Source organism: Borrelia hispanica CRI (assembly GCF_000500065.1).
Lineage (GTDB): Bacteria > Spirochaetota > Spirochaetia > Borreliales > Borreliaceae > Borrelia > Borrelia hispanica.
This window is the reverse complement of sequence record NZ_AYOU01000121.1, coordinates 296465-321770: the sequence shown is the minus strand read 5'-3', so window position 1 is coordinate 321770 and position 25306 is coordinate 296465. Positions and strand designations below refer to the sequence as shown.

Below are 25306 nucleotides of genomic sequence, written 5' to 3'. Positions count from 1 at the left end.
ACCTCCCTATAAAATTACCTAAATTATATCAGTATCTCATATCAATAGCTAAGAAAAATCGAAATCCTCCCAAATAATTATAATATCTATTAATACTCCCATTATCAAAATAAAATGGATAAGCCATCATAAAGGACAAAGGTATTTGAGGTAAAACAAATCTAATCCCAGATCCCCAACTAAAAATAAAATTACTAAAAGGCACAAATAAAGCATTTTTTTGTCCTTCAAGAGCATAAGAAGCCATATCTAAAAATAAAATATCCCAAACCACAATATTTTTAATTAAAGGCATTGATAACTGAATAGTATTTACAAAAGAACTATAAATATTACTCAAAGTTCCCCATCCCCTAGCAACCATAAAATTTTCACTAATAACCAAAAGATGATGCGGCTGTATCTCTATTTCAAAACCATTTCCAAGTGGTGGCAAAATATTTGAATAAATACTTCTAAAAGTCAAGATTAAATCGATAAACGGACTAAAAACATCTTGATAACCTAACAGAGAAAAATATCTCTCAAAAGTTGTTGTGGATTTTGAAAAATGACTTTGTCCAAATAAAAATCCACCAAAAAAATCAAATTGTTGTTTAAATAAAAAACCATTATTAGATAAAGACTGAGAATTTCTCGTATCCCACGCAACACTAATTCCCAAAGAATTTTCAAATCTAATAGTATTATAATTATCTCTCAAATAATAATTTGAAGGTCTATTAACATTATCATCATAATATACATATTTTAAAGCTGTCTGAATAGTTCCAATAAATGACTGCTTTCCAAGATAATTAGAAAAAGCATAGCCAGTAAATCCACTAATACTAAACTTGGTCAAAGAATAATTCATAATATTAAAATCAGAAAAATTTTTAGCATTATTATATGCTTCCCAACTTACAAAAGGATCTGGAACCTCTTTTTTACCTATAAATATAGGACCATTAATATCTTGATAAGCGGTATTCACAGAATGTGACAAATCAAAAAACCCCCCAATAGTCCATCTAGTTTGCATAAACCAATTATCTTCAAACATCAACCGAATACTTTGTTCAGAAAAAGCAAGATTAAGCCTTACTGAAAGAGAATATCCTTTACCTAAAAAATTAGATTGTTCCCACTGTCCAAAAAGCGAAAATGGAAACCAAGAATTAGTAATACCACCAAAATTCATACCAAATCTCAAACTTGCTGTCTCTCTCTCTTCAACAACAAAATTTATTTTCATTAAGCCCTCAATATTACTTGGAACAACATCAGGTATCACATTTCCAAAATAACCAAGCCTTTGCAAATTAAGCATTCCCATACGAAGCCTCTCCAAACTGAAAACATCTCCCTCAATTAATGGTATTTCTCTAAGTATTACATGAGAATCTGTTTTGTTATTACCTGAAACAGTAATAGACTCAATATGTGCCTTATCTTTTTCTAATATTTTAATAGAATAATCTACAAAATCATCTCTTATAGTTTGAGAAGGAATAATCTCTGTAAAGATATAACCATCAGAATAATACTTCTCTCTAATCTTTGCAAAATCTTGTTCAAATTTTGACTCATCGAAAATATCTCCTTCTTTAAAAGTAACTAAAGATAATAATTCTTCCGATTTAAAAACCAAATTTCCAATAATTTCAAATTTACCAAATTTAAAAATATCACCCTCTGAAATAAAATATTTTAAGTAAACTTCTCTCTCTAATTTTTTAGAATCACTAGGAACACGTATATCTACAATATTATTTACAACTTTCGCATTAATGTATCCATTATTTTTATAATAAGATTCAAGCCGCATTTTATCTTTATCAATATTTGATTTTAAATACTTACCATCAAAGAATAAAGATGCTGGTTTTGATACAAGATACTTCCTAAGAATACGACTCTTAAAATTCAAATTGCCTTCAAAAGAAACCTCTTTAACAATATATTTAGGTCCTGCATTAATTTTAAATACAATATTTACCAAACTATTCTCTTCTTTAATATCATATGTAACAGCAACATCAAAATACCCAGCATCTTGATACATTTCTTCAAATTTAATAACACTTGTTTTGATTTTTGAAAGATTTAAAGCTTCTTTTACCTTAACATTCGACTTTTCACGTAATTCACTATTCCAAAAAATTCCACTATCATCAACAAAAGTAACACTTTTTATTAACGATTTTTCTTTTACAAAAAATACAATTACAAGTTTATCATCATCAAGTTTAAACTCAGGGCGAATAAGTCCATCAAAATAATCAAGAGCATAAAGATCAACTTGTAATTTATCAAAAAGTTCATCAGAATAATACTGACCCAAATAAACATTTAAAATACTTTTAAGATCATCTTCGCTTATATTTTTAAGCCCAATAAAGTCAATATTTTTTATAATCTTACCCTTATAACCATCTTGAGAATAAGACAGATTAAATACTAATAAAAAACAAACTATAAAAATAAAGGTTCTAAATAACTGCACTTCAAACCCCTCAATATTTAAATTTCCAAAAAATAGATACCTGGCTCCCGAAACCATAACCATGCTTCATAAAATTATAATCAAAAGTATAATCAATAAAGAAAAACGGAGAATCAAGTTCAAGACCAAGATTAATACTAAAATTTAAATTTTGAGAAAATGGTGTTACTTCTTCCATTAAAAATCCAAATCCTGCTTTGGCAAAAACACCATCAAGAATATATTTACCCACTGTAACATTTGTTTTATCAAGAACACCTACAAACGTAGGAGAATTTCTCAAAGTACCAATAGCATTCCTTAGTATATCCGTTTTTATACTCAGTAGGTCTAATTTTAATACAGAACGCATATAATCTTCAATAGGTTGTACAATCAAATCAATAAGGATATCTCCAACTAGTCCAAGTGCCATTTCAAGCGTATTTACACCTGCTGATTGTAATCCATGTTTACCTCCTCCAATTATTGCATTTGACAAGAGATATTTAATCTCTTGTTCTGTTCGTACAGGATAAGATGAAAACCTAAAATCCCATAAACTTAAAGGACTATCTATAGTCATAGTTATAAATAAATTCTCACCACCATCTTTAATAATATTTGTAGCTTCAGCTTTTACCCAAGGATCAAATTTATTTTTATTCTCATTAAAAGATATATACGATACACCCCGAAACACAAATTGTTTGCCATTATAATTAAAAGAACCACTTGCAATATTTAAATCACCCTTAAGAATAAAATCATCTGTTTTAGTATCTGATTTAACTTCAAGCGTATTTCCTTTTACAATAACAGCATTTAAAAAAGAAATCTTATTATCTGGCCAATGAAAAGCAACATTATTATCAAAATTAATCTTAAGATCCGTCACAATATCTAAACCCTTAGAATCAGGATTAAACACTCCAACATTCTTTGATTTTTTATAAGGATCTATTAATAAATCAACAATTGAATTTTCAAGCAAATAAAACCACGCATTAGAGACATTTAAATCCCCCTTAAACATAATCTCTTCAGAATTACCTTCAATAAAGAAATCACCCGAAGCATGTCCAACAAAATTTATAGTCACTTTATCAAATTTGATAGGTACCCCAGAATTACCAGAAACATTAATATCTATTTTATAATAATCAACAATACTATCACTTAAAAAATTAAGATTTAAATGAGCAACAACATCAATAGCGGAGTAATAATCCAAATTAAATTTATTCTCAATAATAACACTATTATCCTTAATAGAAACTGGTACATTAATTAACTCTAAAATTCTACTCTGACCATATTGTCTAAATGATTTTAAATATTCAGTACTCATAGAACCATTTAAAACCTGAAATTTTCCATTAAGATTTGGATTATATAAATCACCATCAAGCGCTAATTCACCAACTAAATCAAGATCATAGAGAACAAAATGTTCCTTAATATTAAAAAGAAATTGTGACGATAATAAATCTTCTGTAATTAATTTTGAATTAAATTTAATATTCCCTATATTACTTGTAATTTTATCCTTCAAAATATTTCCTGTTGCAATAAAACTAAGGGGTAAATAATCATTTAATATCAAATTAAAATTGCCATTAGCATATTCATATAAATAACTAATCAAATCATATTCAATTGATGAAATCATCAATCTTTCAGAATTATTTTCAAATTCAATTGTAAGTTCAGAAAGATTTTTGTCTTTATACATTAATTCTCTTAATGCAATCTCTCCATCAATTTCACTCCTTACAATTCCAAATTCTTCTTCGGCTGAATTTTCCAACATTTGAAAACTTGCATTCACTTTTGAAGAGAAAAGATCACTATTAACATTTAAATTAGAAAGCCCAATAGAATTTTTAAAATCATATCTAAAATTACCTGTTAAAACTTCTCTTTTATTTTGAATGGCCTTTATATTATAAACATTAAGATTATTATCAACCAATCCCAAATTTAAAGAAAAATATGTAGGAATACCTACCAAAGAGAGACCATCTGTTTCAAGATAAGCATTAAGAGAATATTTAAACAAATCACTATCTTTAAAATTAAGTATAAAATTACCATTAAGCTTACCACTTAAAAATGATAAGAATTTCAAATTATCAAAATTAAACCCCTGAAATCTACCAACAAAATAACTGCCATCCTCATTAGTATCAATTCCTAAAAAATAACGTTCAGAACTTAAAGTTGAAAACAAATTTAAATTACCATTAAGCTTATTATTTAAATTTAAATATCCTTGACCTTGTAAATTTGAATTTTTATTCACAAACTTAACATTCGAAAGACTAACTTTTTTATCTTTATATAAACCCTCAAAACTAAAATTAAAATTAAAATTAGGATTAATAGAAATTTTATCTAACCTAAATTTAGAGAGCATAATACTCAAATCATCTGTCACTCTTTGATAATCACCATAAGAATTTATATTTAACAAAATTTCAGAATCGCCATTATAAAAACGAAAATCATTAATATCAAAAAAACAAGCTATAATTAAATCGGAATAAGTTAAATTGATTTGTGCCTTGGGTGAAAGTTTTAAATTGGCATATCTATCTTTAAAATTAAATTCAAAATAAACAGGATAATTCCTATTTAAATATTTAAACTTAGTATCTATCTTTAAAGTATCATCAAACAAATGTACCAAAAAACTAGAATTTACATTATAATCACCACTATTATAATTAAAATATTTTACTTTATAAGCATTCCCTTCTCCACTAGCATCAAACATTAAACTAAAATTATTCAATTTTGAAAATAAAGTAAACTTAAGATCATTTAATTTACTCTTAGTATAATCAACAATATTTAAGTTAAAATCTGAATTCAAATTTAAATATTTACCCGACAAAAAATACTCAGGAATAACTTTACTCATAAAAATTTCTGGAAAAATATCTTTAAAGAAAAGTACAGGAAACTCTTTAATACCTAGATTAAGATTGAAATTTTCCCTATTAAAATCACCCTTTAAGGAAAGGATAGAATTATTGTTAACAAAATTTAACAAATAATCAACATGGATATTCTTTGAATCAAAATCCGTCTTTAAATTTAAATCTCGAATTTTCAGTCTACCAATTCTAAAATCTTTAGACTTTACACAAAAATACTGTTTTTCTTTACTAAAATTCAAATGCCCATTAATATCATTTAAATTAAATATTTTGGCTGATTTAAAATCAAGCTTTCCTATCGGCATTAAATTTTTTAAAGAATAATAACCCTTATACCCAACAAACCCTCTCTTAAGTTTTATGAAAGCATTCTGTATATCTGCAATTTCTTCATTACCTTTAACTTGTATTTTAACACCCTGAATTTCCTTATCTGCAATATTATCACTCAAAGATGAGTTTAATAAAAATGCATACCTTAAATCTTTATCTTTAAAATCATAAGAAAATGCAAATTGACCATTCAAACTTGTATCAAGATAACTATTGTAATTTTTCAAATAATCATTAAGCTTTATCCACTCTAAAAGATTTATATCAAAAAACAAAGCATCCAATCTTAAAAAATTTTTATTAAAGTCATATTTTAAATTAAAATCCAAATTTTCTCTTATAATATTAAAAATTTCAATATTACCCTTTGAATAATTTATTTGAAATCCTTGTTCAAGAAAAGTAAAGTAATCTGTATAAAATTCTAAAAAACTAAAGTTAATATACCCATTTTCAAGATCTTTTTTAAATTTACCTTCAAAATAAAAGACTGAATTACCAATATTTTCACTATTAACATCAGGATATAAAACTTCAGGAAGACCAAAATTAACAACAAAATTAAATAAAAAATCATCATCAATGGTCTTTAATACAAAATTATTAATTTGAAATCTCAAAAATCTACCAGAACTTAATTTAAAATTAATATTAATATCTTCTAAATGCATATGAAGACTTTCAAAGGAACCAAACATCTTTCCAATTATTACACGACTAGCTTTTTCATCATTTAACTCTAATTTCATAGGAATTGAACTTTTTGATTTAAAGCTCTTAAAATCATTTAAATCAAAATTTAAAGTACTACCCTTAACAAAAATATCTAAAACAATATTTTCATTTCCTAACAATAAGTTAAATAAATCTAAATTAACCTTAACAGTATGCATCAAGACTTTATCTTGTTCGTTTAAACTCAACTCCAAATTGTCTATTTTGATTGAAGATAAAAAATAAGGATCTATTTTATTATATTTAATCTTAAAACCCAATTTTGCCTCAAGATAATTCATAATAAAAAACCTAGCAGAATAAACTTGAAATTGAACAAACAAAACAAAAATAATAAGAATAAATATAAAAACTAAAATCGAGCAAATAAAAGATAGAGTAACTTTATTCCTTATAAAAAACAAATTCATAGATCTATTAATATATATTATATAATACTTAAAGTAAGCATCTCATTACTAAAATATCTAAGGAGATAATTTTTGTGACTAAGATCCTAAAAAATTTTTATTGTATAGAAGGAATTGATGGAAGCGGCAAAACAAGTATAATCCAAAAATTACAAAAAATCTGTAATAATAAAATTAAATACCATTTTACAAAAGAACCATCAACAGGAATAATTGGTAAACTCATCAGAAAACAACTGACCAACTTTAAAAATCCCTTACGAAAAGTATCATTAGCACATTTATATGTTGCAGATAGATATGAACATTTATATAATGTACAAAATGGAATAATAGCAATACTAAATAAGAATCACACAAAAGTAATAAGCGATAGATATTTATTTTCATCTATAGCATATCAAGGAGAATTAGGGTATAAACTAAATAAAGATTTTCCATTACCTGAAAAACTTTTTTTTATAAAAACAGACCCCAATATAGCATTTAAACGTATTCAAAAAAATAGAATACAAGCGGATCTTTTTGAATTTGAAGAAGCTAAATTCAAAGAAATAAATTCTAGATATATGGAAATGTTTCAAATTTTTGATCAATTAATTGATATTGTATATATTGAAAACTCAAATGAACACGATCTTGAAGTAAGTGCAAGGAAAATTTTTGATTTAATAAAATTTTAACATCTAATATAATAAAGGGAAGGATACAAAACATGTTTCATAATAACTTTTTTGTATTATACTTAATAATACTTTCAATTTTACTCATAATTAACGTCAATGCATCATCAAAATTTTTCTATGCCGAACAATGGTATGTCATTTTCAATGAAAATATGAAAAAAAAACCAGACAATTATAAAAGGAATATTTTTTTTCTACAAAACGCATTAAAATATCCGTTTGGAAATCCAAATTACTCTCTATCGCAAATAAAAACAAAAGAAGCATGGAATAAATATAAGCTGCTCTTTAAAATGCATGTAAATTTACTTCTTGTTAAGCAACATCTATATTTAGGTAATTTATTTGACACAAGAAATGTATATTTCTATAAAACTACCAAAAAGGATGGTATTCTTAAAAACCTAAATCAAGCTATAATTTTTTATAAAATGGCCGCTTCTTATTACAAAAAAGCTTTAACATACCATAAACAATTAGAAAAATACAAATTTATCAAGATACAAGGTAATGGAATAACAAATTGGGAAGATGAATATTATAGAATTGAAATAAAAGAACTTAACTACTATGACATAATCAACCGAGAATTAACACGCATTGAAAAAACAAAAGAGTTTTTTCAAAAAAGACCAAATTTCTATTAATATTATTTTAAAAAATCCCCTTATACTCTCTTGAAACAATGACTTTTTGAATATAATCTTTACTAAGTGAAAATCTATCAACAATTTCCTTAAAATCTTCTTTACTTAAGATATTATACTCAAACGAAAGTGTAATCAAGGCTCTTTCCGCCAAAAAAGGCAATTTTAACACATTTTCTAAAATAGTAATATCATATTTTTCTCCAACCTCAATTAAAAGAGACTTTTGAAAATTTGAATTTACAATATTACTCTTTAAATCAACAATTTCTCTCTCTAGAAATTTTTTATCACCCTGAATATACAATAATGCAAAAGGTTTAAGAATAGTAAAAAAATATTCTCTCCCAACAAGATAATGATGTTTAGAACATCTTGTAGCATAATTTGGATAAATAGCAGATTCAACAATCTCATCACCGCCAACAATTAATAAAGGATCAAAATAAGGTGCGGCTATTTCTTTACCTTCATAAAAATAATATCTGTATGTTAAAAAAGATTCATCCATACAATTAATATGTTCACAATAAGCCCCAAGACTACAAATTTTATCTGCATACTCTATTAAAAGTCTAGCCGTGTTATTAAATATTTCCTTTCTAAAATTATAAAGTAAAGTAGGAAGTATAAATAATACATTCAAATCTAAAGCTATTTTATTTACAATAAATACCAACCGCTCATCATAAAAACAAGTCTCATCAATAATAAAAGTTCCATATTCAGGATTTTTATCTATCAATTGTCCTACATCAAAAGAATCACTAGCAAAATCAACACCATCAATCTTATCGCTCCCACCGCCTCTATAAGGAATAACATTCTCAGGATAATTCTTAAATCTTTTTTTATCAAGAATATTTCTAATAAAAAATACATTGGCTCTATTTCTAAGACCCCTTGTGATAGAAGTTAAAATTTCAGAAGATTTATTTTTAACAATAAGAGAATCTTTATAAATTTTAGCAGCATATTCTGTCTTACCACTACCCATAGGACCAATAATAAGCATTAGATTTAAATCGTCTTTAAAATTAAAATGACTAATAGAAACAATATTATCAAGCTTAGAACGAGTATCGCCATTAACTAAATTTAAATAAAAGCCCATAAAAATCAACTCTCCAAAACATAGTTCAATTTATTTATACAAATATAATAGAATCAAAAGGAATAATAAGCTGCAAAGGAGCTCCTAAATATCCAGAAAACAATCTTTTAACATAAAGTAATAATACAAATACTCTCTTATCCTTAATATATTTAAAATCATAAATAAAAATTTCATCATTAGTCCTAAAATTCAATTCATCACCAAGACCATTTGCAAAAACCTTTACAACCCTATACTCTTTTCCAGCAACAAAACTTAAATTTAAACCTAAAAAAGCTCCCACCACATTTTTAAAAGAATCTCTATTAATGATACTCTCAACAATATTTTCGGGTCGAGCTTGTGGATATAAATAACTCTCGTATTCCTTATTATTCCTTTTATATTTAACACTTACCATAGACTTTTTTTGCAAGATATAATATTGCAATTCTCTTAAACTATCAAATTTCAAAGAATTAACACTTAAAATAGAATCTCCACTTCTAAGTCCACCAATATCTGCGGGCGAATTAGGAACTACATATGATATTTCCAAATTATTTAAACTTTCTGAAAAAGTAAAACCTAACCAATTATTTTTTAAAACACCACCTCTATACATAAAGGGCAATACCTTTAAAACCCATTTTGAAGGTATTACAAAATTAAGACCTTGAGAATATACAAATCCAGCAAATGTAAGGCCAACAAAACCTCCATTCTCATTGATGACAGGTCCACCAGAATTTCCCTGATTAATGGCAGCATCAATTTGATAAGAATCACCCACAGACAACAGGTTTCTATTCTTACCAGAAATTATTCCTGAAGTAATAGTCTTCTCAAATCCCAAAGGAGAACCCATAGCATAAATCCTGTCTCCAATATTAATATTTGAAGAATAATCCAAATTAAATTGATGCTCTAATTTAAAAGAAACCTTAATTAATGCAAGATCCATCTCCTTTGAATAAGAAATAACTTCTGCTGGAAGCTTTTCACCCTTGCCTCTTGGAAGTTTAACATAAAGATTGGAAACTCCATTATAATCACTATTAACCTGAGAACTAATTACATGATAATTGGTCAAAGCATATCCCTTAAGATTATCAATAACAAAAGAAGACCCTAGAGCAATATTTGGTACTCTATTACCATTTAAAATCTTAGTGCCCATATCTACCCAAACTGTTAACACAGATGTGTCGAGCAAAACATTTTTTGAAGGAGATTTCTCATGAATAACAAAATTTCGCAAAAAATCAAAATTATTATCAAACAAATAATATTTTGCAAAAAAACTTGCAAGCATGGGATCCTTGTGCCTCAAACTCTCAAGATGTTTTAAAATTAATTGTTCTTTGCTTTCATTAAGCATAATACCAAACAAATTTAAAGTTTCAAGCTTAAATAATGCTCTCTCATAATCTTTAGATTTGCAAAAATTTAAATATTCATTTTGAATTCCAGATAAAGCTTTATCTCTTAAATCCAAAATACTCTGCTCCATTTCAAAACCATTATTTTTTAGATTATAATAACTTGAAAGAGCAAATTCAAAATTATTGTCCTCAATATGCTTACTTATACTTTCAGATGGAACATAATAAATTTGTTTGTCATCTATATCTCTTATTGTGTTGCATGAAAAAATTAACATAATGACAATAAAAATTTTTCTATGCATCAATAATTTTTAAAAGCTACTTAATGTTACGATAGATATCCAAAGAATCATCTAAAATAACTCTTTTAGCTTTAAAAACTCCTTTATCATAAATTTCAATATAATTAAACTTCTTAGAGTCATTAATTTTTCTATAAACTGAAGTTAATTCTCCAAAAGAATAATTTCTAACTTCAACAACATCATTCTCATTAAAAATCTTTTTAGATATCAAAGCTTGTCGAATATCAAAAGAAGAAACTCGCTTTGGACTCAAATTCAACATATTAGGAACAAAAATTTCTGGAACATCGGCTATTAAAAAATTATTAATACCTACATAATCAAAACTATAACTAAAATTATCAAAAATTTCATAACGAAAAGAATCCAAAGAAAAAATATAAACGGCTTTTTTATTTGGGTACTGAACCTCAATCATACTAACATAAGGATAAACAGAATAATAAACATTATAACCAAACAAAACATTTTCATAACGAATAGGAATTTTATTTTTGAAATAAACCTTATTCAGATATTTCTCATCTAAATTTAAATTTGAAGTATAATTCAATATTTTGGAAAAAAAATTTACTAAAACACCATTTTTAAATACTGCAACATTATTCTTATCATCTACAAAATATACACCAGACAAGTTTTTATAATAATTTAAAAATTCTTCTCGTATATTAGGATCACCCAAAAGATCATAAAACATTTTATAGTTACGCAACGTACTTGGCGGATCTTCTTTAAAAAAACCATAGGCCTCATCAGGTGTTAAAAGACGATATTTAAGCAAATACATACTCTGAACACCATTTATTTGTTTGCTTTTATTCTTAAGAAAAGTAAACAAAGCAACAGCATTAGGTTCATTTAATGTTGTATTTTTAAAAATAAAATCAATATTTTCATTTTCAAAAAAAGAATCTTCCTTTAACTTAAGCTTAGTAAAAAGACTTGCAAAAAATTTATCTTCCTTTAAAAACCACTTAAAAAACCTTATATCATCACTATACACAGAAAAAGCACTTTTTAATACTTTATCAAAAGTACCACTAAAATCCCCAAGTCTACTGGACGCCTCAAGTCTCATATAAATCAAGTCTTTATCATTTTTTAAATCACCATCCAACTTATCATAAATATCAATAATTTCTTTGTTCTTATCAATATCCTCATTTTGATCCAAAATTAATGAAAAATATTGACAGTATAAATCCAAAGGTTTTACAAGTGAAAAATTATTAATCTCTATGGCTGATTTTAATAAATAAATCCTATCTAACAATGAAATATCATTCCTCAATGACAGCTCATAAAGAGAATCGGAATTTTTTAAATTAAATTCAAGAGAACCATAAAGCATATCAAGTCCTCTTTGAGTACCATTAAAACTTTTAGACTCAATCAAAAGAATCTTAGATATATCTTCGTCTCTCTTATTTAAATTGGCACTTAAATTTACAAAAATTAAAAACAACAATACAATTTTTAAGACAACCACAAAGACTCCTTAAAAACTTGTTTTATCTATCAATTGTCTCTTCTTGCTTAGATTGCTTTAAACTTAGTTCATAATCACTCTCAATTAATTCAAAACCTAAAAGTTCCCTCACCTCATTATCTGTTAAAGTTTCTTTTGCAATCAAGGCCTCCGCAAGTTTTATTAACTGATCCTTATGCTTCATTAAAATATCTGATGCTTCTTTTAAACATCCTTCAAGAATTCTCTTAACTTCCCTATCTACTCTATCAGCAGTATTTTCAGAATATGCTTTTGATTTAGAAAATTCTTTTGGAAGAAAAATTGGAGCTTCATCATCTACCAAAAATATAGGACCTACATCCTCTCCCATACCCCATTCTGTAACCATTTTCTTTGCCAAATTAGTAGCTTGCATTAAATCATTCTGAACACCAGCTGTAGTAAAACCTAAATTAATCTGTTCACTAGCATAACCACCATAACATATTTTAATTTTATCAAGAATTTGATTCTTATTTATTGAAAGTCTATCTTCTTTAGGAAGAGAAAAGGCAACACCAAGAGCTCTACCCCTAGGAATAATAGTAACTTTATGTAAAGGATCAGCATGTTCAAGATAATAATGAAGCAAAGCATGCCCAGCTTCATGATAAGCTGTTTCAAGCTTTTGCCTATCAGTAATAGTCATAGATTTTTTAGCAACTCCCATAAGTATTTTATCCCGAGCTTCTTCCAAATCATGCATAAAAATTTCAGATTGATTATTTCTAGCAGCAATCAAAGCACCTTCATTAATTAAATTTGCAAGATCAGCACCACTAACACCAGGGGTAGCTCTTGCTATCACTCTTAAGTCGATTTCTTTTGCAAGCTTAGTCTTCTGAGCATGTATATTTAATATTGCTTCTCTCTCCTTAATATCAGGCAAAGTAACTGCTACTTGCCTATCAAATCTACCTGGTCTCAACAAAGCAGAATCAAGAACATCAGGTCTATTTGTAGCTGCCATCACTATTACATTAGTATATGTCCCAAAACCATCCATCTCAACTAATAACTGATTAAGAGTCTGTTCTCTCTCATCATGACCACCACCAAGTCCAGCTCCACGACTTCTCCCAACAGCATCAAGCTCATCAATAAAAATTATACAAGGAGCATTTTTTCTTGCATTATCAAAAAGATCTCTAACACGACTTGCACCAACCCCTACAAACATCTCAACAAAATCAGAACCCGACATATGGAAAAAATTTACTCCTGCTTCCCCTGCAACAGCCTTAGCAAGCAAAGTCTTTCCTGTTCCAGGCGATCCAACCAAAAGAACACCTTTAGGAATTCTGGCACCAATTTTTTCAAATTTTTTAGGGTATTTAAGAAATTCAACTACTTCACCAAGTTCTTGTTTTGCTTCTTCTTGCCCAGCAACGTCTTTAAAAGTAACTTTATTCTTTCCTGCTTCATATTTTTGAGCATTGCTTTTTCCAAATGAAAAAACCTTTCCACTCCCACCTTGAGTTTGACGAAAAATAAAGAAAAAGAAAACAAAAAATAATATCCAAGGTAAAGTTTGAAGTAAAACGCCAATTAAAGACGATTGACTCTTTCCAGAACTCACTTCTACTCGCTTGGCTTTAAGCTCCGCAAGTAAATTAATATCAAAATAAGGAATACTAGTAGAGAAATAAGACTTTCCTAAATTAGAATTTTTGACAATAAACTGAATTTGACTCTTATCAATAATCACAACTGATTCAATCAAACCACTATCTAAATAAGTCTGAAATGTACTATAAGGAACGTTTTTATAATTCTCTCCACCACGCATAAAATAAGACATGAATATTGCTAAAACTAAGAAAACAACAACAAGACCCAAAATCCAATTCTTATTTTTCTTTTTATTATTAGATTTACCATTATTATTCAAATTATTATTGTTAATATTCATTCCTTTAAAAATCCTCCGAATAAAGATATACTAATTTTTTTAAGAATATTCTTATCACTCCACATTAAGTTTAAAGTATTTAAATCAATAATTCCAATTATCTTATCATTTAATACTAACAACATTAAATAAAGTGGATTATATCTTACAAACTTAGAAAAGAACTTCTTTGATTGCAACTTTCTTTTAAAAAATTTATGCCTAAACTCATAAGAACAACATCTCAATGTTAGTATAGAATCATCTTCACACTCCAAACATTCTAACAAAATCTTACCTAAAGATAAACTATGATATTCATTAACTCTTAAGAAAAAATCAAAAGGTCTACGCATTTCCTCAGACTTCCTAAAAATAAGATTAACCTTATCTCTACGTTTCTCCAAAAAAAAATCATCATTCTTAAGTAAAATACTACTCCTTTTATTATTAAGACTTACCCTAAAAATCTCACCTAAAGATCCATATGACAAATTTGACACAATTTTTTCTAAATTTAAAATTTTAAAAACACTTCTAAAAACCAAATATTTTGGCAAATTAAAAAAAACCATAGCATCAAAAGAATAATAATAATTACCTTTAACAAAGGGAAGAAAATCTTCTCTATCAAAATAGTTTGTAAGTTCCTTTGAAAAATCAGCTATTCTCCTTAACCCTTTTTCATATCCTTTAAAAATTTTTTTAATAACAGGAACAAGATTATTTCTAACTTTATTTCTTAAATACAAATCTTCATGATTAGTACTATCAATAGAATAAACAATATTATTAATAGACAAAAATCTTTCAATCTCTTCTCTTGACACCTCAAGCAAAGGCCTAATAATGAAATTATTAATAACTGGAATACCAACAAAGCCATCCAAAAATGAACCTTGAAAAAATCTCATTATTAAAGTCTCAAATTGATCATTTTTATTATGAGCAAGAGCAACATAACTAGCATTATTTTCATTAAGAGCTTCTAATAAAGCATTATATCGATATTTTCTAGCCAATTCTTCAATAGAAATACCCGATTGCTTCGCTTTTATTTTTATATCAACATCACACCTCTTTATCTGACAAACAATATCATGCAAATCACAAAATTTCTTAACATGTTCTATTTCTAAATTTTGTTCAATCTCTGATCTTATATAATGCGCAAAATAAAGAGCAACAATATTATTATTTAAATATTCCTTTAAATTTAATAACAAAACAGTAGAATCTGGACCCCCAGAAAAGGCAACAATTACTTTCCCTTTAATTAATAAATTTTTTTTATAAAAATCTTCTATTCTTGTTATTATATTATCCCAAACCATCAAAAACTACTAGAATTAATAGTTGCAATTTTACGTTCAAAACTAAACTCATCTATACCCAATATTTCTTCACTTAAAAAATTAAATACATTTTTAACACGAACAAGTTCACTATCATTAAATTTTGAAAGAACAAAATCTTTAAGACCAAAAGCAGTATTATTTCCAACCCCAATGTAGAGCCTACTATACTTAGTACTTCCAAGACTCTCAGAAATAGAACGAAGCCCATTATGAGTAGAAGCACCCCCTACCTTTCTAAGTCTACACTTTCCCAAAGGTAAATCAACATTATCAACTACAACTAATAAATTATTTATTTTCATATAAAATTTAGAAAAAACAAAAGGAAAAATATTACCACTCAAATTCATATAAGTTAAAGGTTTAATTAAAACGATTCGCCTAGAATCAACATTAAAATCTGAATATTCATAGTTTTTGGATTTTCTTAACGAAAGAGCATTTTTCATAACTAACTTATCTATAAATCCAAAACCAACATTATGTCTAGTATGCAAAAAATTAGACCCAGGATTACCTAGGCCAACTATTAATAAATTCATATTTTTTATTTTACAAATAAAACCACCAAATTTTCATCTGTCTCAGAAAGTTTTACATTATCAGAAAGCACAATATCTTTCAAAGTTATTTGATCTCCCTTTTTAACAGGAGTTAAATCTACCTCAACAAACTCGGGTAAATTCAAAGGAAGAGCCTTAACTTTAACTATATTACGAAGTACACTTAAGGTACCACCTTCCTTAACACCAACAGAAGCTCCTACAAATTTAATTGATATATCCCTTTCAATTTCCTTAGTTCTATCAACTTCATAAAAATCAATATGATAAATAAATTTCTTTGTAAGATTTTCACTAACATCTTTAATGAAAACACATTTTTCAACCATACCATCATTTAAAAGCAAAACAGTATTATCTGTAAATTTAGCAAATTTTTTATCAAATTCATTACTATTGATCTTTATATGCAAAACATCACTTTCTTTACCATAAACAACAGCTGGTATTTCGGACTTTGCTCGTAAAATACGAGCACATGATGAACCAAACCTAGAGCGACCCTCATACCTTAAAATCCTACTACTATACACAACAAAACTCCTAATATAAATACTGGGACGGAAGGATTCGAACCCTCGAATGCCTGGACCAAAACCAGGTGACTTACCACTTGTCCACGTCCCAAATACTTAACAACTAATTATCCACAAGTCAAAAGGATACAAAATACAATAAACTTTGTCAATAATATTATCTAGACTAATTCAAGTTCAAAATTTGCAGGGTTTTCTTTGACATATTCTTTAAAAATAGCACTTTGCAAAATCTCTCTAAAACTTTGATTAATAGGATGCACAATATCTTTATACTCTCCAACTTTAGTTCTCCTATTAGGCATAACAATAAACACGCCTTTTTGCCCCCTAATAACTCTGATATTATGTAAAACTAAGCAATCATCAAAAGTAACTGTAACATATGCTAATAGCTTCGAACTGGAATCTTTATTATCAACTCTCCTAATTCTTACATTTGTAATATTCACTTCTAGGCCTCCCTAAAATACATGTTTTAAATCTAGAATATTTTTAATTTTTTGTAAATAATTCTTGTGATATTTTTATTTTTTTTAATTAATAACTCTTAAGAATAAATAACTTCTCCCTTATCCCATATTTTTTCAAGTTCATAATATTCTCTAGAATTTTTACTCATTAAATGTATAACTAGACCCCCACAAGAAATAACCGTCCAATCAAAAAGGAAACCTTTACCTTGAAGACAACAATTTAAATTTCTCTCATTAAAAAAAGTTATTAATTTTTCAGTATACAAAACTTCCATATGTTTAAATGATGAAAATGAAACAATAATAAAAAAATCAGCCCAATTGCAAACAGAACTAACATTAATACCTAAAACGTCAATACCACCAAAATCAGATATAATTTTACATAACTTCTTAATATCATCGACTCTTAACATATCTTCCATCAAAATCATCTCCCAAAATTATCACAACATCAGGACTCATATCAGAGATATCAAGCCCCAAAATATCCATATTAAACTCAGAGATTGGCTTGATATTTCTTGCCCTAATAACATCTCCAGCCTTAATAGCAATCTCCAAATTATCAGAATTATTTATAATCACAGTATGAGAATAATTATGCTTATCTGCATTCCCAAATCTTATAACCTTAAATTTTAAAGATTTAAAAATATCTGCTACATTCCTTGCAAGTCCAGCAGTTTGCGTGCCATTTAAAATAATAATTTTAATTACATCCTCGGTTTTAGTTCCATCTATTAAAATCCTATTCAAATTTTCTATTGATTCCTTAAGAACTGCTCCCCCATAATAAGGAAAAATAACTTTTATTAAATTATCATCATCATCTTTAAATGTTTCTTCTTGACCCTTAATATTAACAAAAATAAGCTTCTCATCATTTATTTTATAATTGGCAAGAATATACTTAAATACAGTTTCAGAAAGATTAGTATCTAACATAACATACATTTTAGAAAAATAATCATATTCTTTTTGAAAATCAGAAAATTGTATTAAAATTTTTTTAAAAAATTCTTTATAAAATTCAAATCGTTCATCATAAGAAGCAATATCTCTGAAATAGCTTAAATAATCATAAACTTTATCACCATCAAAAACAGAATTACCAGAAGGTATTAATATAGAGTGTACCAAGTTATATACCTTAACAGGATTTTTAACAAGAAATCGAACTCCACCAAGATAATCAACAAACCTCACAAAATTATCCTTTTTAAAACGAATATAATAATCAGGTTCATGATTCAATTGTTTAGATACTTTAAATAAAAATTCAGTAAAATTATTTTTTTTATACAAAGCCTCAAACCACGAAATATTTCCTTTAAAATCTTCATAACCTGTATAAATAGGAATATCCAAAAATCCAACATTTCCTGTCTTTATATTAATAAAAACTTCTTGCATACTTAAAAGATTTTCATTATCATCTTCTACAAGGAATAAAAAGCTAATATTGCTTTTGGTATTTAGTTCAAAATATATTTGCTCTCTTTTAGAAATATCAACAAAGAAAATTACAATACCAAGAATTATCAAAATGATTAGAACTAAAAAAAATAATTCTCTCCTCAACTATCTACCTTTAACATACAAATTATTACTTTTAATATATCTCAAAACATCAAAAGGAAGCAAATAATCCACAGGTAATCCTCGTTCAATTCTATTTCTAATCTCTGAAGACGAAATAGGAAATACCCTATTATCAACATAAATATGTCTAAATCGACTACTCAATCTCTTGCTATAAATTCTATGAACAACCACAAGATTAACAGATTCAATTATTTTTTCCGGATTTTTCCATGAATCAAAAGTTTCAAAAAGATCATCTCCAATGATCAAATATATATCATCATTAGCATATTTATTTCTAATACAAGCAATAGTATCAATAGTATAAGTTACCCCACCATGTATCACATCACATTCATCAACAAACATATTATCTTCATATTGTACTGCCAATTTAAGCATTGTTACTCTATCTTGAACACTAATATCCTCAACACATTTATGAACAGGTTTATGAGTAGGAATAAATAAGATTTTATCAACATTTAAAAAATGTTCTATTTCTTTTGCCAAAAACATATGTCCAATATGAACAGGATTATAAGTACCACCCAATATTGCTATTCTCATCAATCTCCCCTATTATAAATTTAATTCATCAATCAAAGAAACTAAAATCTGCATAATACTGATCTATATTTTATAAAAAAGACAAGATAAATACCTTCAAATTTCTGCTAAAGCAAAAAATTCACTAATAAGTTCATCTATTCCGATATTATTATAAATAGAAATTCCTAACACCCTCTCTTCATCCAAAACCCTTTTCAACTGATTAAAATTTTCAGTTGCACCCTCTAAATCAAGTTTACTAGCAACAATTATGCGCTTTTTCCTTAAAAGTTCAATATCATATGCTCTAAGTTCATTAATAAGAATATCATAAGCATTCATAAAATCATTACTAGAAACATCTATCAAAAAAACTAAAATTTGAGTCTTAGAAATATGTCTTAAAAATTCAAAACCAAGACCTATACCTTGACTTGCACCCTCAATTATTCCAGGTACATCAGCAATAATCAAATCATTATAAGAAACTCTCAAAACACCAAAATGTGGAATTTTAGTTGTAAAAGGATAATTTGCAACTTTTGATCGTGAAGCAGTTACTTTAGAGATAAGAGAAGATTTACCTGCATTAGGAAGCCCAACAAGTCCAATATCAGCTATTAATGACAATTCAAGGCGTAAATTTAAAGTAAGCCCAGACTCTCCTGGTTGAGCAAATCTTGGTGTTCGTTTTGTAGAACTTTTAAAATTTGCATTTCCAAGACCACCTCTTCCACCTTTCAAAACAACAACTTCATCATCAAAATTTTTAAGCTCAAATAACATATAATTAGCATCAGTATCATAAATGCAAGTATTTGGAGGAACAAAAATAATCAAATCTGACCCAGCAGCTCCACTTTTCTTTAAACCCATTCCAGATTTTCCATTACTAGCACTAAGTTTTTGGCCATTTCTATAAAGAGACAAAGTTTTAAGGTTTGACTTAACTTTAAAAATTACATCTCCACCCCTTCCTCCATCACCTCCATCAGGACCTCCTTTAGCCTTAAATTTTTCACGCAAAAAAGAGACACATCCTGCACCCCCATTCCCTGAAGAGACAGTCACATTTAAAGAATCTTTAAATAGATGCAAATCAACCTCAATTGTAATAAAATTAAATAAGTAATGATATTAAATAATATTTATATATTTTCGACCTTTAGAAGTTTTAAATTCTACTATACCATCCTTTAAAGCAAATATTGTATGATCTCTACCAATCCCAGAATTCTTACCTTTATGAAATTTTGTACCTCTTTGCCTTATAATTATTTCCCCCGCTCTTACAAATTGTCCACCACTTCTCTTAACGCCAAGCCTTTTAGATATAGAATCTCTTCCATTCTTAGAACTACCACCACTTTTACTTGTTGCCACTAATTTCCTCCAAAATTAATTTAATATCATAAGGATATTCAAAACACAAATCCTTTATACCGTGTATCAAAAATTTACTATGATAAAAAAGACTCTCCTTATTCAAAGCTTCAAAAGAAGCTCGAAATTCTAAATAACCTTTTAAAGAATGATCCACAGCAAAATCCTCTCTCTCATAATCAAGAATACTCAAAAAAGTTCTTAAAATAAAAGAAAAAGAGGAACAAACTATATTAATATAACCATTACTCCTAGCATGTCCATTAGCTAAAATATAAATAATTATATCATTATGGGTTCTTATCAAAACATTAATCACTAATTAACAAATTATATCATCAACTAAAATATAAGAATAAGATTGACGATGCCCAACCTTTCGTTCGCTTTCCTTTCTTCTTCTATATCTATAAGAAACAACTTTTTTATCTTTCTTATCTTCTAAATAAGTACATTTTACACAAGAACCTAAAACATAAGGCTTGCCTATTTTTACATCTTCATCTTTCTTTACAAGCATTACACTATTGAAGTCCAATTTATCACCACTATTTGCTACAATTCTATCTACTCTTAACATTTCTCCCTTCACAGCTTTGTATTGTTTACCTTTTATCTCTACTAACGCATACATTACAATCACCTCTCAATATTCAGCTAAACATTATAATTTTAATTAAATTTAAAGTCAATTATTTAAATTTAAATCATATTCATTAATACTTCATATTTATTTCATGAATAATACAAATTATTTATTAAATAAATTGCTAGGGATATCTAACAAGAGAATTTACATTATACTCTCCCAAAATATCTCTCCCTCTTATTGATACAAGCTCAATAAAACAAAATATATCCGATATCACTCCACCCGCTCTCTCAAGCAATCCAGCAGCTGCTCTTAGAGTACCTCCAGTAGCTAAAATATCATCAACCAACAAAATATTTGTGTGTTGTTTAACATCATCCTTATGTATTTCAATACTGCCAAATCCATACTCAAGTTCATACTCCTCTCGTAAGACTTGACGTGGAAGCTTCCCTCCTTTACGAATCAACAAAAGAGGCAAATTCATCTTTAAAGCCAAAGGAGCACCTATTAAATACCCTCTTGATTCAATAGCAGCAATGCAATCAATTTTTTTTGACGAATAAAAGGCATGTGCATCTTCCATTAAAGACTTATAAGCTTCTGTTTGAAGCAAAACATTTGTAATATCATAAAAAAGTATACCCTCTTTTGGAAAGTTAGGCACTTTCATGATAAATTTATCATAATATCCCATTTTATCTATCATCAAATTTTCCATTAATATCAAATATTTATTCTTCTACAACAGGAGGATTTGGCACTATCCCATCTACATCCAAATTAGGAATTTCATCTTCTTTAGCTCGTGTCCAAACTTTACTTCTACCAAAAATCCACACTTTACCCTTAGTAATAAGATTTCCAGTTTTTGGATCTACTCTCATCTCAGAACTATAAATTTTGCCATTATTAGGATCAATAATTTTACCCTTATCCCATTTTTCAGAAGATTTAAAATACTGAAGACCCCACATAAAATCAAGTCCTTCAGTACTTAAATGTTCAAAACCTACAACCTTATACCCAGAAGGGTTATTAATATCATGTATTTTGCCATCTTTAATTACATTTAAAATCCTACCATAAACCTTATCATTATACTTATAAACATAAATCACAGAATTTTTAACATTGGTCTTATCATCATAGCCAACCCAATATCCCAAAACCTCACTACCATCCTTTTCTTTATTCTCAGATTCTGCAAATAAAAAAAACACAAACCAGAATAAAAAAACAATTTTTAATATATTTCTACTCATACAAACTCCTAAAATTAACATCAAAAAAATACTTTAAACACCTCATAATAAAAAAGAATTATACATTTATTTTATATCTTTTGCAAAAGATACCTTATATACATAATTATACAAACTCAATCATTTAACAACAAATTAATATTTCAATTTATTTGGGTCATACCCAAATAAAAACAAACAGATATCATAAAAGAAAATATTCTTGAAATTAAAAATATTGACTTTTATGATAACATATTTATAATTATAAAAAGAAGTAATAAGGATTTATATGGTAAGAGGAATTTATACAGCTGCTAGTGGAATGATAGCACAAAGACATAGATTAGAAGTTATAGCCAACAACTTAGCAAATATTGACCTTACAGGATATAAAAAAGATTTATCTGTTCAAAAAGCTTTTCCTGAAATGCTAATTAGACGGACTAATGATGATGGCCTTTATAAATTTCCTAAAGGATATCTAGAAACAGCACCTATTGTTGGAAAGCTTGGAACAGGAGTTGAAGAAAACGAAATATACACATCCTTTGAACAAGGACCACTAAAGATAACTGGCAATCCTCTTGACTTAGCATTAACCGAAGAAGGCTTTTTTGTTGTACAAACACCTGAAGGAGAAAGATATACAAGAAATGGCTCTTTTACACTTGGACGAGAAGGCATACTTATTACAAAAGATGGATACCCTGTTATTGGAGAAAAAGGACACATACACATAAAAGATAATAATTTCAAAATAACAGACCAAGGGCAGATATTTCACAATGCAACATTCGAAAGCAATCCCAAAAGGCTTGTAAGTGAAAGTGAAAATTCATGGGAAAATTATGAACTACTAGACAATTTAAAAATTGTCAATTTTGAAAAAACAAGATTTTTAAAAAAACAAGGAAGTTCACTATGGTATAGCACAGAAATATCTGGAAAAGCTAAAAATATTCCTATAAATTTAAGACCTAAAATTGAATCAGGGGTTTTAGAATGTTCAAATGTAAATGCAATTAATGAAATGGTTTCAATGATTACGGTTAACAGAGTTTATGAAGCAAATCAAAAAACAATACAAACTGAAGATGCACTTCTTGGCAAATTAATCAACGAAATTGGAAAGTTCTAAAGGAGTAAATATATGATGAGAGCACTCTGGACATCAGCTAGCGGAATGAAAGCACAACAATATAATGTAGACACAATTGCTAATAATCTCTCAAACGTAAACACTATCGGATTTAAAAAAATAAGAGCTGAATTTGAAGATTTAATATACCAAACACAAAGAAGAGCAGGAACACCTGCAACTGAAGACACAGTAACCCCTCTGGGAAATCAAGTTGGACATGGAACAAAAGTATCAGCAACACACAGATTATTTGAACAAGGCAATCTACAAGTTACCAATTTAAATACTGATGTCGCAATTGAAGGTGATGGATTTTATAAGGTTCTCTTATCAGATGGCACTTATGGATATACCAGAGATGGTTCATTTAAAATAGATGCAAATGGAAATTTAGTAACAAGCCAAGGATACATATTGTTACCAGAAATATCATTTCCTGAAGAATACATCAAAAACTCTATTGCAATCTCTCAAGAAGGAATCATATCTGTAAAAGTTAACGAAGGTCTTGAACCAATTGAGCTTGGACAAATAGAAATCACAAGATTTGTAAATCCTTCAGGACTCAATGCAATTGGTAACAACATATTCAAAGAAACAATAGGATCGGGAGAGGAAATATCCGGAATTCCAGGAAGCAATGGAATGGGTAAACTTAAACAAGGAATGCTTGAAATGTCAAATGTAGCAATCGCAGAAGAGATGGTAACAATGATAGTTGCACAAAGGGCTTATGAAATAAACTCAAAAGCAATCCATACTTCAGACAATATGCTAGGAATCGCTAACAACTTAAAGAGACAGTGACGACACTCAAAAGTAAGTTTATATTTTACTTACTCACAATAAATTTATTATATATAAAAGCTTATGATACCTGCTTTAAAATGTCTCCCAGCAAAGTATATTTTTTTTCAAGGGAATATTCAAAAATATGCAATGGAAATAATTTATCACAAATTTATGTAAGTCCACATTTCAAAAAAAAACAAATAATATATTCTATGATTAGTCATATCACTAAAACTCTTAAAAATAAAAATATCTACATATTACAATTCAGTTTTGATGAATCAGAAATCAATATCCACAATCAATCAGCAATCAATATAAAATTTAAAATAACAAACCAAACAACATATAAAAATATACCTATACAAAAAATCATAATTTACTATGCAAAACAATTTGAAGACTATAAAAAATATAACAAAATAAATATGTACATAGACATCATAGAACCAATTGTATTTGCAAAAACAACTTTAAAGACGGGACAAAATTTAAACGAACATAATGTTTACTTTAAATACCAAATAAACACAACAAGCAACAACGAAACCTTAAGTTTAAATTCATTAAATCAAAATAAATATATTGTTTTACAAAATATAATGAAAAATGAAGAAATTAAGCTAAATCAAATACAAAAGCAACAATAATATACTTATATAA

Annotated in this window: 24 protein-coding genes and 1 tRNA gene; 5 read left to right on the top strand and 20 right to left on the bottom strand. The window is 27.5% G+C overall.

Translation table 11 applies throughout. The features are described from left to right. Positions 1–28 precede the first annotated feature (28 nt). A complete protein-coding gene (gene bamA / locus U880_RS0105055; RefSeq protein ID WP_084543209.1) occupies positions 29–2551 on the bottom strand; it encodes an outer membrane protein assembly factor BamA in 2523 nt (840 codons plus the stop codon). After that, on the bottom strand, positions 2499–6890 hold the full coding sequence (locus U880_RS0105050) for a translocation/assembly module TamB domain-containing protein (RefSeq protein WP_024655042.1): 4392 nt from the start codon (positions 6888–6890) through the stop codon (positions 2499–2501). Before U880_RS0105050 ends, bamA begins: the two co-directional genes overlap by 53 nt. Before the next feature lie 74 nt (positions 6891–6964). Here U880_RS0105050 and tmk point away from each other — a divergent pair, with 74 nt between their 5' ends. Together tmk and U880_RS0105040 are read left to right on the top strand one after the other, a co-directional pair. Further along, positions 6965–7573 (top strand): dTMP kinase, encoded by a 609-nt coding sequence (gene tmk, locus U880_RS0105045; protein ID WP_024655041.1) that lies wholly within the window; start codon positions 6965–6967, stop codon positions 7571–7573. 32 nt (positions 7574–7605) lie between these two features. Further along, positions 7606–8223, top strand: a complete 618-nt coding sequence (locus tag U880_RS0105040) for a hypothetical protein (RefSeq protein WP_024655040.1) — start codon at positions 7606–7608, stop codon at positions 8221–8223. A 7-nt stretch (positions 8224–8230) separates the two neighbouring features. Here the strand turns inward: U880_RS0105040 and U880_RS0105035 are convergent, their stop codons facing one another. The 18 genes from U880_RS0105035 to U880_RS0104950 form a co-directional block, all read right to left on the bottom strand. Further along, on the bottom strand, positions 8231–9337 hold the full coding sequence (locus U880_RS0105035; protein ID WP_024655039.1) for a thymidine kinase: 1107 nt from the start codon (positions 9335–9337) through the stop codon (positions 8231–8233). Positions 9338–9371: 34 nt separating this feature from the next. Beyond that, the gene (locus tag U880_RS0105030) at positions 9372–11009 is read right to left on the bottom strand and encodes a S1C family serine protease (protein ID WP_235048016.1); all 1638 of its coding nucleotides are present in this window, start codon (positions 11007–11009) and stop codon (positions 9372–9374) included. 16 nt (positions 11010–11025) lie between these two features. Then, a complete protein-coding gene (locus U880_RS0105025; protein WP_024655037.1) occupies positions 11026–12504 on the bottom strand; it encodes a hypothetical protein in 1479 nt (492 codons plus the stop codon). A 22-nt stretch (positions 12505–12526) separates the two neighbouring features. Continuing rightward, a complete protein-coding gene (gene ftsH, locus U880_RS0105020) occupies positions 12527–14437 on the bottom strand; it encodes an ATP-dependent zinc metalloprotease FtsH (RefSeq protein ID WP_024655036.1) in 1911 nt (636 codons plus the stop codon). Continuing rightward, on the bottom strand, positions 14434–15750 hold the full coding sequence (gene tilS, locus U880_RS0105015; protein ID WP_038359254.1) for a tRNA lysidine(34) synthetase TilS: 1317 nt from the start codon (positions 15748–15750) through the stop codon (positions 14434–14436). Before tilS ends, ftsH begins: the two co-directional genes overlap by 4 nt. Then, on the bottom strand, positions 15750–16316 hold the full coding sequence (gene pth / locus U880_RS0105010; RefSeq protein ID WP_024655034.1) for an aminoacyl-tRNA hydrolase: 567 nt from the start codon (positions 16314–16316) through the stop codon (positions 15750–15752). Before pth ends, tilS begins: the two co-directional genes overlap by 1 nt. Positions 16317–16321: 5 nt before the next feature. Then, positions 16322–16870: a 50S ribosomal protein L25/general stress protein Ctc gene (locus U880_RS0105005; protein WP_024655033.1), complete on the bottom strand. Its 549-nt coding sequence runs from the start codon at positions 16868–16870 to the stop codon at positions 16322–16324. 22 nt (positions 16871–16892) lie between these two features. Then, positions 16893–16964, bottom strand: a tRNA-Gln gene (locus U880_RS0105000). A 70-nt stretch (positions 16965–17034) separates the two neighbouring features. Next, positions 17035–17325, bottom strand: a complete 291-nt coding sequence (gene spoVG / locus U880_RS0104995; protein WP_012539163.1) for a septation regulator SpoVG — start codon at positions 17323–17325, stop codon at positions 17035–17037. Positions 17326–17423: 98 nt separating this feature from the next. Then, a complete protein-coding gene (gene rsfS, locus U880_RS0104990; RefSeq protein WP_024655032.1) occupies positions 17424–17774 on the bottom strand; it encodes a ribosome silencing factor in 351 nt (116 codons plus the stop codon). Then, positions 17749–18933 (bottom strand): LCP family protein, encoded by a 1185-nt coding sequence (locus U880_RS0104985; protein ID WP_024655031.1) that lies wholly within the window; start codon positions 18931–18933, stop codon positions 17749–17751. The genes rsfS and U880_RS0104985 overlap by 26 nt, the downstream gene beginning before the upstream one ends. Beyond that, positions 18934–19506, bottom strand: coding sequence for a nicotinate (nicotinamide) nucleotide adenylyltransferase (nadD, locus tag U880_RS0104980; RefSeq protein ID WP_024655030.1), 573 nt, complete (start codon positions 19504–19506; stop codon positions 18934–18936). A gap of 96 nt (positions 19507–19602) precedes the next feature. Further along, the gene (gene obgE, locus U880_RS0104975; RefSeq protein ID WP_024655029.1) at positions 19603–20586 is read right to left on the bottom strand and encodes a GTPase ObgE; all 984 of its coding nucleotides are present in this window, start codon (positions 20584–20586) and stop codon (positions 19603–19605) included. Between the two features lie 39 nt (positions 20587–20625). Next, complete coding sequence (gene rpmA, locus U880_RS0104970) at positions 20626–20871, bottom strand: 50S ribosomal protein L27 (protein WP_024655028.1); 246 nt, start codon at positions 20869–20871, stop codon at positions 20626–20628. Next, positions 20858–21190, bottom strand: a complete 333-nt coding sequence (locus tag U880_RS0104965; RefSeq protein WP_024655027.1) for a ribosomal-processing cysteine protease Prp — start codon at positions 21188–21190, stop codon at positions 20858–20860. The genes rpmA and U880_RS0104965 overlap by 14 nt, the downstream gene beginning before the upstream one ends. 3 nt (positions 21191–21193) lie before the next feature. Then, a complete protein-coding gene (gene rplU / locus U880_RS0104960; protein WP_024655026.1) occupies positions 21194–21505 on the bottom strand; it encodes a 50S ribosomal protein L21 in 312 nt (103 codons plus the stop codon). Between the two features lie 136 nt (positions 21506–21641). Further along, a complete protein-coding gene (locus U880_RS0104955; RefSeq protein WP_024655025.1) occupies positions 21642–22172 on the bottom strand; it encodes an adenine phosphoribosyltransferase in 531 nt (176 codons plus the stop codon). A gap of 25 nt (positions 22173–22197) precedes the next feature. Continuing rightward, on the bottom strand, positions 22198–22728 hold the full coding sequence (locus U880_RS0104950; protein ID WP_024655024.1) for a DUF2147 domain-containing protein: 531 nt from the start codon (positions 22726–22728) through the stop codon (positions 22198–22200). Between the two features lie 271 nt (positions 22729–22999). Here U880_RS0104950 and flgF point away from each other — a divergent pair, with 271 nt between their 5' ends. The 3 genes from flgF to U880_RS0104935 are packed head-to-tail and all read left to right on the top strand — an operon-like array spanning position 23000 to position 25293. Beyond that, positions 23000–23848: a flagellar basal-body rod protein FlgF gene (gene flgF / locus U880_RS0104945; protein ID WP_024655023.1), complete on the top strand. Its 849-nt coding sequence runs from the start codon at positions 23000–23002 to the stop codon at positions 23846–23848. Positions 23849–23860: 12 nt separating this feature from the next. Continuing rightward, positions 23861–24658 carry a flagellar basal-body rod protein FlgG gene (gene flgG, locus U880_RS0104940; protein WP_024655022.1) on the top strand — a complete coding sequence of 266 codons (798 nt, stop codon included), beginning with the start codon at positions 23861–23863 and terminating at the stop codon, positions 24656–24658. Continuing rightward, complete coding sequence (locus U880_RS0104935; protein ID WP_084543207.1) at positions 24655–25293, top strand: hypothetical protein; 639 nt, start codon at positions 24655–24657, stop codon at positions 25291–25293. Before flgG ends, U880_RS0104935 begins: the two co-directional genes overlap by 4 nt. Positions 25294–25306: the final 13 nt, after the last annotated feature.